Source organism: Streptomyces sp. NPDC093085 (assembly GCF_040683935.1).
GTDB lineage: Bacteria > Actinomycetota > Actinomycetes > Streptomycetales > Streptomycetaceae > Streptomyces.
In genome coordinates this window covers 275,416-289,001 of record NZ_JBFBFB010000002.1, presented here as the reverse complement: position 1 = coordinate 289,001, position 13,586 = coordinate 275,416, and the positions used below count along the sequence as shown (strand labels likewise).

The window sequence follows — 13,586 nt, the reverse complement described above, 5'->3', positions numbered from 1 at the left end:
CGTACATACCGAGCGGCAGACACGGCGGCGGAGCCCCGTGGCCCGCCCGGTCGGTCGTCCCTTCGCGTCCACCCCGTCCCCGGGTTCCACCGGACAGACTCGCGAAGGAGAGTTCCGTGACAGCGAAGCCCGCAGCCGCGGCAGCACGGGCCACCGTGTACGGCTACCCCCGCCAGGGGCGTGACCGTGAACTGAAGAAGGCCGTCGAGGGGTACTGGAAGGGCCGGGTCACCGCCGACGCCCTCCGGGAGACCGCCGCCGGGCTCCGGCGGAGCAACTGGCAGGCCCTCGCCGACGCCGGCATCCACGAGGTGCCCACCGGCGACTTCTCGTACTACGACCATGTCCTGGACACCACCGTCATGGTCGGCGCGATCCCCGAGCGGCACCGCGCCGCCGTCGAGGCTGACGCGACGGACGGTTACTTCGCGATGGCCCGGGGCACCCAGGAGGTCGCCCCGCTGGAGATGACGAAGTGGTTCGACACCAACTACCACTACCTGGTGCCCGAGTTGGGTCCCGACACGGTCTTCACGGCCGACTCCGCCAAGCAGGTCGCCGAGCTGAAGGAAGCCCTCGTCCAGGGGCTCACCGCCCGCCCCGTCCTCGTCGGCCCGCTCACCTATCTGCTGCTGGCCAAGCCCGCCCCCGGGGTGCCCGCGGATTTCGAGCCGCTGACGCTCCTGGACCGGCTGCTGCCGGTCTACGCCGAGGTGCTGGCCGATCTGCGGGCGGCCGGCGCCGAGTGGGTCCAGCTCGACGAGCCCGCCCTGGTCCAGGACCGCACCCCGGCCGAACTGTCGGCGGCCGCTCGGGTCTACCGGGAGCTCGGCTCCGCCACCGACCGGCCGAAGCTCCTGGTCGCCTCGTACTTCGGGCGGCTCGGCGAGGCGCTGACCGTGCTCGCCAAGGCCCCCGTCGAAGGGCTCGCCCTCGACTTCACCGAGGCCGGCGCCGCCACCCCGGACGACCTCGCGGCGGTCGGCGGCCTCCCGGGCAAGCGGCTCGTCGCGGGCGTCGTCAACGGCCGCAACATCTGGATCAACGACTACGAGAAGTCTCTCGCCACCCTCGGGACCCTCCTCGGCCTCGCCGGCCGGGTCGATGTCGCCGCGTCCTGCTCCCTGCTGCACGTGCCGCTGGACGCCACCGCCGAACGCGACATCGACCCGCAGATCCTGCGCTGGCTGGCCTTCGCGCGGCAGAAGACCGCCGAGATCGTCACCCTCGCCAGGGGCCTGGCCCAGGGCACCGGTGCCATCGCCGGTGAACTCGCCGCCAACCGCGCCGACCTCGCCTCCCGCGCGGGCTCGCCGATCACGCGTGACCCCGCCGTACGCGCCCGCGCCGGGGCCGTCACCGCCACGGACGGCCGCCGCTCCCAGCCGTACGCCGAACGGAGCGCCGCCCAGCGCGCCCACCTCGGGCTGCCGCTGCTGCCCACCACGACCATCGGCTCGTTCCCGCAGACCACCGAGTTGCGCACCGCGCGGGCCGATCTGCGCGCCGGGCGGATCGGCACCACCGGGTACGAGGAGCGGATCAAGGACGAGATCCGGGAGGTCGTCTCCTTCCAGGAGAAGGCCGGCCTCGACGTCCTGGTGCACGGCGAGCCCGAGCGCAACGACATGGTGCAGTACTTCGCCGAGCGGCTCACCGGCTATCTGGCCACCCAGCACGGCTGGGTCCAGTCGTACGGCACCCGCTATGTCCGCCCGCCGGTGCTGGCCGGGGACATCTCCCGCCCCGAGCCGATGACGGTGCGGTGGACGACGTACGCCCAGTCGCTGACCGACCGCCCCGTCAAGGGCATGCTGACCGGGCCCGTCACCATGCTCGCCTGGTCCTTCGTCCGCGACGACCAGCCGCTCGGCGAGACCGCCCGCCAGGTCGCCCTCGCCCTGCGGGACGAGGTGACCGACCTGGAGGCGGCCGGCACCTCGGTCATCCAGGTCGACGAGCCCGCCCTGCGCGAGACACTGCCGCTGCGCGCCGCCGACCACGCAGGCTACCTGGCCTGGGCCACCGAGGCGTTCCGGCTCACCACCAGCGGCGTCCGCCCGGACACCCAGATCCACACCCACATGTGCTACGCCGAGTTCGGGGACATCGTCCAGGCCATCGACGACCTCGACGCCGATGTCATCAGCCTGGAGGCGGCCCGCTCCCATATGCAGGTCGCCCGGGAACTGGCCGGTCACGGCTACCCGCGCGAGGCGGGGCCCGGTGTCTACGACATCCACTCCCCGCGCGTCCCGAGCGCCGAGGAGGCCGCGGCCCTGCTCCGCACGGGACTGGAGGCCATTCCGGCCGAGCGGCTCTGGGTCAACCCCGACTGCGGCCTGAAGACCCGCGGCTGGCCCGAGACCCGCGCCTCCCTGGAGAACCTGGTCGCCGCCGCCCGGGAGATCCGCGCGGAGCTGGCCGCCGGCGCCTGATCCCGTCCCCGCGCGACGGATACGCGTCAGGGCCCGGCCGGTGGGAACCGGCCGGGCCCTGCTGTCGGTCACCGGCGCTCCGCCCGTGGACGGACGGAGCGCCGGAAGGGAACGCCGGACGAGACGCCTGACGAGAACGCCGGGCGGGAACGCCGGACGGGAAGGTCAGACCAGGTCGAACCGGTCGAGGTCCATGACCTTGGTCCAGGCCGCGACGAAGTCGTGCACGAACTTCTCCTTCGCGTCTTCGCTCGCGTAGACCTCGGCGAGCGCGCGCAGCTCCGAGTTGGAGCCGAAGACCAGGTCGGCCCGGGTCCCGGTCCACTTGACCTCGCCCTTGGCGTCGCGGGCCTCGAAGACCGTGGCGTCGCCGTCCTTCGCCTGCCAGGTGGTGCCCAGGTCGAGCAGGTTGGCGAAGAAGTCGTTGGTCAGCGTGCCGGGGTTCTCGGTGAGCACACCGTGCGAGGAGCCCTGGTGGTTGGCGCCCAGCACCCGCAGACCGCCGACCAGGACGGTCATCTCGGGCGCGCTCAGGGTGAGCAGGTTGGCGCGGTCGACCAGCAGGTACTCGGCCGGCAGCCGGCTGCCCTTGCCGAGGTAGTTGCGGAACCCGTCGGCGGCCGGCTCCAGCGCGGCGAACGACTCCACGTCGGTCTGGTCCTGCGCCGCGTCGACCCGGCCCGGGGCGAACGGCACCTCGACATCGAAACCGGCCTCCTTGGCGGCCTGCTCGACGCCGACACCACCGGCGAGCACGATCAGGTCGGCGAGCGAGACCTGCTTGCCGCCGGTCTGCTCGGCGTTGAACGCCGACCGGACGCCTTCGAGGGCGGTCAGCACCACGGAGAGCTGCTCCGGGCCGTTGACCTCCCAGCCGCTCTGCGGCTCCAGACGGATCCGGGCACCGTTGGCGCCACCGCGCTTGTCGCTGCCCCGGAAGGAGGAGGCCGACGCCCACGCGGTGGAGACGAGCTGGGAGACGGAGAGGTCCGCGGCGGCGATCTTCTCCTTGAGCGCGGCGGCGTCCGCCGCGTCGATCTGCTCGTACGCGGCCTCGGGCAGCGGGTCCTGCCAGATCAGCTCCTCGGCGGGGACCTCCGGGCCGAGGTAGCGGACCACGGGGCCCATGTCGCGGTGGGTCAGCTTGAACCAGGCGCGCGCGAAGGCGTCGGCGAACGCCTCCGGGTCGGCCAGGAAGCGCCGCGAGATCTGCTCGTACGCCGGGTCGAAGCGGAGCGAGAGGTCCGTGGTGAGCATCGTCGGGGCGAGGCTCTTGGAGGCGTCGTGGGCGTGCGGGATGGTGCCCGCACCGGCGCCGTCCTTCGCGACCCACTGGTGGGCGCCGGCCGGGCTGGTGGTCAGCTCCCACTCGTAACCGAAGAGGTTCTCGAAGAAGCCGTTGCCCCACTGGGTGGGCGTGCTGGTCCAGGTGACCTCCAGGCCACTGGTGATCGTGTCGGCGCCCTTGCCGGTGCCGAACGCGTTCTTCCAGCCGAGGCCCTGCTCCTCGATCGAGGCGCCCTCGGGGTCCGCCCCGACGTTCTCCGCCGGGCCCGCGCCGTGGGTCTTGCCGAAGGTGTGACCGCCCGCGATCAGGGCGACCGTCTCCTCGTCGTTCATCGCCATCCGGCGGAACGTCTCGCGGATGTCGCGGGCCGCCGCCAGCGGGTCCGGGTTGCCGTTGGGGCCCTCGGGGTTGACGTAGATCAGGCCCATCTGGACGGCGCCGAGCGGGGACTCCAGCTCCCGGTCGCCCGTGTACCGCTCGTCACCCAGCCAGGTGGTCTCGGGACCCCAGTAGACGTCCTCGTCGGCCTCCCACACGTCCGGGCGGCCACCGGCGAAGCCGAAGGTCTTGAAGCCCATCGACTCCAGCGCCACATTGCCCGTGAGGATCATCAGGTCGGCCCAGGAGATCGCCTGGCCGTACTTCTTCTTCACCGGCCAGAGCAGCCGGCGGGCCTTGTCCAGGTTCCCGTTGTCCGGCCAGCTGTTGAGGGGCGCGAAGCGCTGCTGACCGGCGCCCGCGCCGCCGCGGCCGTCGCTGATCCGGTACGTACCGGCACTGTGCCACGCCATGCGGATCATCAGCGGGCCGTAGTTGCCGAAGTCGGCCGGCCACCAGTCCTGCGACTCCGTCAGCACCGCGGCGATGTCCCGCTTCACGGACGGCAGGTCGAGGTTGTCGAACGCCTCGGCGTAGTCGAAGTCCTCACCGAGGGGGTTGGCCACGGCGGGGTTCTTGGCGAGGATCTTCAGGTTGAGCCGCTCCGGCCACCACTGGCGGTTTCCACCGCCCTGCGTCGGGTGCGGGGCGCGACCGTGCACCACCGGGCAACCGCCGCCCGTCTCCGCGGCGACGGCGTTTTCCTCTTGGTTCTCAGACATGGGATTCCTTGTCCTGCTGCGTCTCTCGGCCCCTTGGCTATTGCCGGAACCGATCCTACAATGGACAGAGTCTTAGTCAAGAAGTGTGCCAAGCCGCCACCCGTACGGGGCGGATACCCGCCCGGGCCGAACCCGGGACATCCCACGGGTAGACCCTGCCGGTAAACTTCTGGTTTCCCGCCAAACCTGAATAGGTGAACCGATATGAGTGACCTGCTGGAGCGACTGCGCGGACGCGGCTGGCGGATGACGTCCCAGCGGCGTGTGGTCGCGGAGGTCCTCGACGGCGACCACGTCCACCTCACCGCCGACGAGGTGCATGCCCGCGCCGCCCTGCGGCTCCCCGAGATCTCCCGGGCCACCGTCTACAACACCCTGGGCGAGATGGTCTCCCTCGGCGAGGTCATCGAGGTCGCCACCGACGGCCGTGCCAAGCGGTACGACCCGAACGCGCACCGCCCCCACCAGCACCTGGTCTGCTCCGTCTGCGGCACCATCCGCGACGTCCACCCGGCCGGCGACCCGCTCGCCGACCTCCCGGTGGGGGAGCGGTTCGGCTTCACGGTCTCCGACGTCGAGGTCACCTACCGCGGGGTCTGCCCGGCCTGTGCCTGACCGGCACCCCCGTGTCCCTGCCGCCCGGTGCCGATCCCACCCCCTAGCGTGGGACGGTGCCAGAGCTCCTGAACGGACCGGGTCCCGGCGGGGCCGCCGGGCGGCTCCGCCTCTTCTTCGAGACCGCCTGTGACCGCACCCCGGCGGCGACCGCCCTCGAATGCGGCCCCGAGACGCTGACCTACGCCCAGCTCGACGCCCGCGCCAACCGGCTCGCCCACCATCTCCGCGCGCTCGGCGCCGGCCACGGCACCCGGGTCGCCCTCCTGCTCCCCCGCTCGGTGGACACCTATGTGGCCCTGCTCGCCGTCGCGAAGACGGGCGCCGCCTTCGTGCCCATCGACCCGGCGTCGCCGCCCGACCGGGTCGCCTACATCACCGGCGACTCCGGGGCCCGGCTGGTCCTCACCGCCTCCCGGCTCGCCCCGGCGCTGACCGGGCTCGACTGCCGGGTGATCACCCTCGACACCCACGGGGACCGGCTCGCCGCGCTGCCCGCCACCCGCCCCGGCCACCCGGAGCAGGACGGCCAGGACCCCCTCGCGTACATCATGTACACCTCGGGATCCAGTGGCCGGCCCAAGGGGGTGGAGATCGCCCAGTCCAGCATCTGCAACTTCCTCACCATCGTGCCCCGGCTCTACGACGTGCGGCCCCGGGACCGCGTCTACCAGGGCATGACGATCTCCTTCGACTTCTCCATCGAGGAGATCTGGCCGACCTGGTCGGTCGGCGCCGTCCTCGTCGCCGGCACCGAGGACTCCGGCCAGCTCGACGCCGAACTCGCCGACTTCCTGGAGGAGCGCGCCATCACCCTCCTCTACTGCGTGCCCACCCTGCTGGAGACCATCCCGCGCGAACTCCCCCTGGTCCGCTCCATCGTGGTCGGCGGCGAGACCTGCCCCGCCCAGCTCGTCACCCGGTGGAGCAGGCCGGGGCGCCGGATGCTCAACACCTACGGACCGACCGAGACCACCGTCACCGCGACCTGCGCCGAGCTGGTGCCCGGCCGGCCCGTCACCATCGGCCGCCCCCTCCCCACCTATGTGGTGGTCCTCCTCGACGACGGGCGCCGCCCCGTCCCCGACGGCACCGTCGGCGAGATCTGCATCGGCGGCCCCGGCGTCGCCCGCGGCTACACCGGCCGCCCCGAACTGACCGCGGACCGCTTCATCGACCACCCGCTCGCCCCGCCCGGCGGCCGGCTCTACCGCACCGGCGACCTCGGCAGGATCACCGGGGACGGCGAGATCGAGTACCTGGGGCGCGCCGACTCCGAGGTGAAGATCCGGGGGTACCGGGTCGACCTCGGCGAGATCGACAGCGTCCTGCTGGAGGACCCCGGGGTGGCCGAGGCCGTCACCACCCGGGCCCCCGCCCCCGACGGCGCGGCGGGCGGCGGCGAACTGGCCGCCTATGTGTCCCGCGCGCCCGGCGGCACCGAGGACGGGGACGAGGAGCTCGCCGCCCGGCTCCACGAGCGACTGCGCCGCAGACTCCCCGCCTACATGGTCCCCGCCTACCTCGACATCCTGGCCGCGCTCCCCGCCCTGCCCAGCGGCAAGGCCGACCTCCAACGCCTCCCCGCCCCCTCGGGCCGGCGGCTGCTCGGCTCCGGACCCGTCGTCGCCGCCGAGGGAGCCACCGAGACGGCGGTACGGGACGTCTGGGCCGAGGTCCTCGGCATCGCCCCCGACGCCCTCTCGGCCGAGGCGGACTTCTTCACCGACCTCGGCGGCCACTCCCTGCTCGCCGCCCGCGTCGTCTCCCTGCTGCGCGGCCGGAGCACCGGCGGCGCCGGTGCCGCCGCCCCCGCCCCGCGCGACCTCTCCCTGCGCGACCTCTACGCGCACCCGACCGTACGGAGCCTCGCGGCGCGGCTGGACGCCACCGCCACCACCCCCCGGCTCACCGAGCCGCCCCGCCCCGCGCCCCTCCGGCACACCACGGGCCGGGTCGCCGCCGCGGGCACCGCCCAGGTCGGCGTCCTCTATCTGCTCCTCTTCCTCACCACCCTGCCCGTCGCCCTCGTGTACAGCCGGTACGGCGGCAGCATCCCGCCCGGCGCGACCGTCCAGGCGGTGGCGGCGGGGCTCGGCGGCTATCTCGCGGTCCGCTGGATCCTGCCCGTCGCCCTCGCCCGCCCGCTCGCCGCCGGGATCCGGCCGGGCCACCACCGGCTCTGGTCCCTCACCTACGTACGGCTCTGGACGCTCAACCTGCTCCTCACCGCCGGCCCCCTCCAGCTCCTCAGCGGCTCCCCCCTGATGGCCGGCTATCTGCGGCTGCTCGGCGCCCGGGTCGGCCCCGGGGCCACCGTCGCCACCGGCCTCATCGGGCTGCCCGCCCTGCTCCGTATCGGCGCGGGCGCCTCCGTCGGGTACGGCGCCACGCTCCGCCCCTGGCGGGTCGCGGACGGCTGGGTGACCGTCGCCCCCGTCGAGATCGGCGCCGGTGCCTATGTCGGGGCCAACGCGGTGCTCGAACCCGGCGCCCGGGTGGGGGAGCGGGCCGGACTCGGCGAGCAGTCCGTGGTCGAGGAGGGCGAGACGGTGCCCGCCGGGGCCCGCTGGGCCGGATCGCCGCCGCGCCCGGTCGACGCGCTCGCCCCCGAGGTGGAGACCATGCTGGCGGCGGCGGGACGGAGCGGAGCCTGGCGGCGGCGCCACCGCCTCGCCGCGCTGCTCGCCCTGGTGACCCTGGAGGCCGCCGCGCTCGCGATGCTCCTGCCCGCCCTCGTCCTGGTCTGGTGGACGCTGCTGCGCTGGGGGTACGGGGCCGCGCTCGCCGCCGTGGTGGCCGGGGGGCCGCTCTTCGTGCTCTCCGTCTGCGCGGTGGTCGTCGCGGGCAAACGCCTCGTCCTGCCCCGGGTGGCGGCCGGGGTCCATCCGGCGCGCTCCGCGCTCGGGGTGCGCAAATGGGTGGCGGACAAGCTGCTGGAGAACAGCCTCACCTTCACCAACTCCCTCTACGCGACGCTCTACACGGTCCCCTGGCTGCGGCTGCTCGGCGCCCGGGTGGGCCGGGGCGCCGAGGTCGCCACCGCCGCCCACCTCGACCCGGATCTGCTCACCCTCGCCGACGGCAGCTTTGTCGCGGACCTGGCCGCCGTCGGCTCCGCCGCCTTCGCCGGGGGCCAGGTCGCCTTCGGCCCCACCGAGGTGGGGAGGCGCTCCTTCGTCGGCAACGCCGCTTTCGTGCCCGCGGGGACCCGGATGGCGTCCGGATCCCTGGTCGGCGTGGGCACCGTACCGCCGCCCGACGGGGTGCCCGAGGGCAGCTCCTGGCTGGGCTCGCCCGCCATCTACCTGCCGGTGCGCCAGGACAGCGGCAGCTACCCCGAGGAGCTGACGTACCGTCCGTCGCGCGGGGCGGTGGCGCGCCGGCTCGCCATCGAGTTCCTCCGGGTCACCATGCCCGCCTCCGTACTGGGGCTGAGCGGCTCCCTCTATCTCCTGGGGCTCTCGGCGGTCGCCCGCGCCCCGGGCCCGGTGCTGCCGCTGCTGCTCTCACCGCTCCTGGTGATGGCCGCCGGGGCGGTGGCGATCGGGTACTGCGCCCTGGTCAAGTGGGCCGTCGTCGGCCGGTACCGGCCCCGGGTCGAACCGCTCTGGAACTGGTTCGTCCGGCGCACCGAGTTCGTCACCGGGCTCTACGAGAGCGCCGCGGTGCCCGCCGGGGCCGGGGCGCTGGCCGGGACGCCCTTCCTGCCGCTGGTGCTCCGCGCGTTCGGCGCCAGGATCGGCCGGCGGTGCTGGCTCGGCACGACCTTCCTCACCGAGTTCGACCTGGTGGAGATCGGTGACGACGCCGCGATCGGGCTGAACGTCTCCCTCCAGACCCATCTCTTCGAGGACCGGGTCATGAAGATGTCCACGGTCACGGTCGGGGACGGCGCCAGTGTCGGCACCCGGTCGATCGTGCTGTACGACGCGGTGGTGGGGGAGCGGGTCCGGCTCGGCGCGCTCTCCCTGCTGATGAAGGGCGAGCGCCTGGACCCGGACACGAGCTGGCGCGGCATCCCGGCCCAGGGCGTCACGCGCAGGCCGCCCGGCGGCACGCCGTAGGGCGACGGCACTCCTCAGGCCTGCCGGTGGACCCCGTACGCCCCGTAACTCCTCCCTCACAACGGGGGTTCCGGCGGAGTCGGCACCTCGAAACGGCGCCGTCACACCGGAAGCCGCGGCGGGAAACAGGCGCTTCGTACCGTCTCCCCTCATGGATACGGGCCGGTACACACCGACGGACACCGCTCCCGCGACCCCCGCGCAGGCCCCCGCGCCGCCGGCCGCCGCACCCCCGCCGTCCACCGCACCGGCGGCCGGCGAGACGCTGGAGGACTACACCCTCCGGTTCGCGCCCCGCACCTACCGTCGCTGGACCCCCATGGTCGTGGCGACCACGGCGCTCGGCGGCATCGCCTACCTCGCGGACTTCTCCATCGGCGCCGGGATCGGCCTCGCCCACGGCACCGGGAACGCGCTGGCCGCCATCGCCCTCGCGGCGGCCGTCATCTTCCTCACCGGCTTCCCGCTCGCGTACTACGGGGCCCGGTACAACATCGACCTCGACCTGATCACCCGGGGCTCCGGCTTCGGCTACTACGGGTCCGTCCTGACCAGCGTCATCTTCGCCAGCTTCACCTTCATCTTTTTCGCTCTCGAAGGGTCGATCATGGCCCAGGGGCTGCGGCTCGGCTTCGGGCTCCCGCTCTGGGCCGGGTACCTGGTCTCGACCCTGCTGGTCATCCCGCTGGTCGTCTACGGGATGAAGGCGCTCAGCAAGCTCCAGGTCTGGACGACCCCGGTCTGGCTGCTGCTGATGGCGGGACCGCTGCTCTATCTGATCGTCACCGACCCGGGGACCGTGGACCGCTGGCTCTCCTACCCGGGCACCGACGGCCACGGTGGCGTCGACGCCGCGTCCGTCCTGCTCGGCGCCGGGGTCTGTCTCTCGCTGATCGCGCAGATCGGCGAGCAGATCGACTATCTGCGCTTCATGCCGCCGAGGACCGACGCCAACCGCCGCTCCTGGTGGGCGGCGGTGGTGATGGCCGGGCCCGGGTGGGTGGTGCTCGGCGCGCTCAAGCAGGCGATGGGGGTCTTCCTCGCCGTCTACATCCTCTCCGAGGTGGGCCCGGTCGCCGCCACCGAGCCCATCCAGCAGTTCCGGGGCGCCTTCGACGCGATGATGCCGTCCTGGCTCGTGGTGCCGGTGGCCGTGGTCCTCGTCGTGATCAGCCAGATCAAGATCAATGTCACCAACGCCTACTCGGGATCGCTCGCCTGGACCAACTCCGTCACCCGGATCTCCCGGCGCTACCCGGGACGCATGGTCTTCGTCCTGGTCAACCTTTCGTTTGCGCTGATCCTCATGGAGGCCGACATGTTCAGCTTCCTCAACGGCATCCTCGGGTTCTACTCGAACTGCGCCATCGCCTGGGTCGTCACCGTCGCCACCGACATCATGGTCAACAAGTACCTGCTCGGACTCTCCCCGCACGCCCCCGAGTTCCGGCGCGGCATGCTGTACGCCGTCAACCCGGTGGGCGTGGTCTCCTTCGTCGCCGCCTCCGGGCTCTCCATCGCCCTTTACTTCCACGCCCTGGGCTCCACCCTCCAGCCGTACTCTCCGGTCGCCGCCGCGCTGATCGCCTTCGTCCTCACCCCGCTGATGGCCCTGGCCACCCGGGGCCGTTACTACCTGCGGCGGACGGACGACGGGATCGCCGAGCCGCCGTTCGACGCCGACGGCAACCCCAGCGGGACCGTCCTGACCTGCCATGTCTGCCGCCAGGACTTCGAACGCCCCGACCTGGCCGACTGCCGCACCCACGACGCGCCGGTCTGCTCGCTCTGCCTCAGCACCGACCGGCTCGGCGACCATGTGCTCCCGGCCGAGCCCGCCGCCGTACGCACCGCTCCGTGACCCCCGCGCCCCGCTGACCCCGGGCCCGCGCCCCGCCGGTCACCGGGGGCCGGAGGGCGGCCGGCGGCCCAGCGCCCGGGAGATGCCGTGGCCCGCGATCCGTACGGCGGGGATCAGCGCGTGCGGGCGGGCGCCGGCCACCGGGACGACCACCGACACCGCCGCCACCACATCCCCGCGCGGCCCGCGCACCGGCGCGGCCACCGAGAGCGCGTCGTCGGTGATCTGACGGTCGCTCACCGCCGCCCCGGTGGCGCGCACCTCGGCGAGCGCGCGGCGCAGCACCGCCGGGTCGGTCATGGTGTACGGGGTGAACGCGGCCAGCGGCGCCTCGCACACCTCCCGCTGGAACTCCGGGTCGCTGTGGGCGAGCAGGACCAGACCGACCCCCGTCGCGTGCAGCGGCCACCGCGAGCCGACCTGGCTCCGTACCCCCACCGCCGAATGCCCGGAGAGCCGCTCGATGTAGACGACCTCGCGGCCGTCGCAGACCGCGAGCTGCACGTTCTCGTGGGTGGCCTCGTAGAGGTCCTCCAGATACGGCAGCGCCGCCTCCCGCAGCGGCACACCGCGCGGGGCGAGCGCGGCGATCTCCCAGAGCCGCAGCCCGATGTGGTACTCGCCCCGCGCGTCCCGCTCCAGGGCGCCCCACTCGGTGAGCGCGGTGACCAGCCGGTGGGTGGTGGTGAGCGGCAGCCCGGCGCGGCGCGCTATCCCGGAGAGGGAGAGCGCCGGGTTCCGGTGGTCGAAGGCGCCCAGGACGGAGAGGAGCCGCTCGACGACGGAGCGGGCGGGGCGGGGCGGCCCGGGGGCGCCCGGATCCGGCGGCACCGGCCCCGCCTACCCGAACTCCTCGCCCCGTACGGCGGGCGTCGGGTCGAAGCCGACCGGGAGGGTCACCAGGCCCCGCGCCCACGGGGAGGGCCGCCGTTCCAACTCCTCCACCGGGACCGCAAGATGGAGATCGGGGAGGCGGTCCAGCAGCACTTCGACGGCGGCCCGGGCCAGTGTCTCGGCGATCTCCTGGGCGGCGAACGGGCAGCGGTACTCGCCGTGCCCGAACGAGAAGTGGGCGTTGTTGCCGCCGGTGAGCAGGGCGCCCTCGGCACGGACCCGGGGGTCGCGGTTGGCGGCGGCGATCCCGAAGAGCAGCAGATCGCCCTCCTTGATGGGGCGGTTGCCGAGGCTGGTGTCCCGGGTGGCCCAGCGGCCCACCGCGTTCTGGGCCGGGGTGTCCTCCCACAGCACCTCGTTCATCGCCTCGGCGACGCTCCGCCGGCCGCCGGAGAGCGAGGCGGCGAACCGGTGGTCGGTGAGCATCAGCCGCAGCGAGTTGCCGATCCAGTCGGCGGTCAGCGTATGGCCGGCGATGACCAGCAGCGTCAGATCGTGGAGGATCTCCTCCTCGGTGAAGCCCCCGGTGTTGCGGAGCAGCCGGGCGGCGACATCGGGCGGTCCCGCCGTGTTCTTCTTCGAGGCGAGCAGCGACTCCGCCGCCTCGAAGAGATAGCGCTGCGCGGCGTGGGCCCGGTCGCCGCCGTCGGCCAGGTCGATCGCGGCGGCGGCCAGCGCGGGCCCCTGGTCGTCGGGGAAGCCGTAGATCTTGGCGAGGACGCGGACCGGGAACGGCATCGCGTACCGGGCGATGATGTCCGCGGTGCCCTCGGCGCAGAACCCGTCGATCAGCTCGTCCGCCAGCTCCTCCGCGAAGTGCCGCAGCACGAACGGGTCGACGGTCTCCAGGGCGTCGCTGATCATCTCGGCGCGCACCCGGTGGCGGTCGCCCGTCGTGTACAGGATGGACGGCTGGCCCCGGCTGATCAGCGGTGCCAGCGGCCACCCCTCGGGGACCCGGTGCCACTGGTTCCAGATCTCGGAGTCACGGCTGAAGAGGACCGGGTCGGCGGTGACCTGGTGCAGTTCGCGGTAGCCGAGAATCAGCCAGGCCGGGATGTCCCCGTCGAGCAGGACGGGGGCGACGGCGCCGTGCTCCCGGCGTATCTCGTCGTAGAGCGTGCTCGGTTCGGTCTGGAAGCGGGGCCCGCTCAGCGGTACGGCGGAGCCCGCCCGGTCCCCGCCTCCCCGGTGCGCGGGGCACCCGGGCGGCGGGACGCTCGCCCCGTCGTGCTCGGCGGAGGGTTCGGCCGGTGTCATCGCTGTCGTGTCTCCGGGGTCGGGATACGTCCGAGGCGTGTGCCACCGACCCCCCGGCACCGG

Annotated in this window: 7 protein-coding genes; 4 read left to right on the top strand and 3 right to left on the bottom strand. The window is 73.4% G+C overall.

Features of this window, described 5'->3' with window-relative positions; translation table 11 throughout:
* The first annotated feature begins 116 nt into the window (after positions 1–116).
* Complete coding sequence (metE, locus tag AB0O07_RS07915; protein WP_365628720.1) at positions 117–2,438, top strand: 5-methyltetrahydropteroyltriglutamate--homocysteine S-methyltransferase; 2,322 nt, start codon at positions 117–119, stop codon at positions 2,436–2,438.
* A gap of 165 nt (positions 2,439–2,603) precedes the next feature.
* On the opposite strand, the gene katG is transcribed toward metE, so the two are convergent.
* Positions 2,604–4,826, bottom strand: a complete 2,223-nt coding sequence (gene katG / locus AB0O07_RS07910; RefSeq protein WP_365628717.1) for a catalase/peroxidase HPI — start codon at positions 4,824–4,826, stop codon at positions 2,604–2,606.
* 204 nt (positions 4,827–5,030) lie between these two features.
* On the opposite strand from katG, the gene AB0O07_RS07905 reads away from it, so the two are divergent.
* From AB0O07_RS07905 to AB0O07_RS07895, 3 genes are all read left to right on the top strand, one after another.
* Complete coding sequence (locus tag AB0O07_RS07905) at positions 5,031–5,441, top strand: Fur family transcriptional regulator (RefSeq protein WP_365628714.1); 411 nt, start codon at positions 5,031–5,033, stop codon at positions 5,439–5,441.
* Positions 5,442–5,497: 56 nt separating this feature from the next.
* Complete coding sequence (locus tag AB0O07_RS07900) at positions 5,498–9,508, top strand: Pls/PosA family non-ribosomal peptide synthetase (protein WP_365628711.1); 4,011 nt, start codon at positions 5,498–5,500, stop codon at positions 9,506–9,508.
* A 151-nt stretch (positions 9,509–9,659) separates the two neighbouring features.
* Positions 9,660–11,369: an allantoin permease gene (locus AB0O07_RS07895; protein WP_365628708.1), complete on the top strand. Its 1,710-nt coding sequence runs from the start codon at positions 9,660–9,662 to the stop codon at positions 11,367–11,369.
* Between the two features lie 39 nt (positions 11,370–11,408).
* Here the strand turns inward: AB0O07_RS07895 and AB0O07_RS07890 are convergent, their stop codons facing one another.
* Positions 11,409–12,200: an IclR family transcriptional regulator gene (locus tag AB0O07_RS07890; protein WP_365628705.1), complete on the bottom strand. Its 792-nt coding sequence runs from the start codon at positions 12,198–12,200 to the stop codon at positions 11,409–11,411.
* 9 nt (positions 12,201–12,209) lie between these two features.
* Positions 12,210–13,523, bottom strand: coding sequence for a cytochrome P450 (locus AB0O07_RS07885; protein ID WP_365628702.1), 1,314 nt, complete (start codon positions 13,521–13,523; stop codon positions 12,210–12,212).
* Positions 13,524–13,586 lie beyond the last annotated feature (63 nt).

Excerpts from the sequence above, each read along its gene's own strand:
- katG (WP_365628717.1), bottom strand. The coding sequence starts at position 4,826 with ATGTCTGAGAACCAAGAGGAAAACGCCGTCGCCGCGGAGACGGGCGGC.
- AB0O07_RS07905 (WP_365628714.1), top strand. The coding sequence starts at position 5,031 with ATGAGTGACCTGCTGGAGCGACTGCGCGGACGCGGCTGGCGGATGACG.
- AB0O07_RS07895 (WP_365628708.1), top strand. The coding sequence starts at position 9,660 with ATGGATACGGGCCGGTACACACCGACGGACACCGCTCCCGCGACCCCC.
- AB0O07_RS07885 (WP_365628702.1), bottom strand. The coding sequence starts at position 13,523 with ATGACACCGGCCGAACCCTCCGCCGAGCACGACGGGGCGAGCGTCCCG.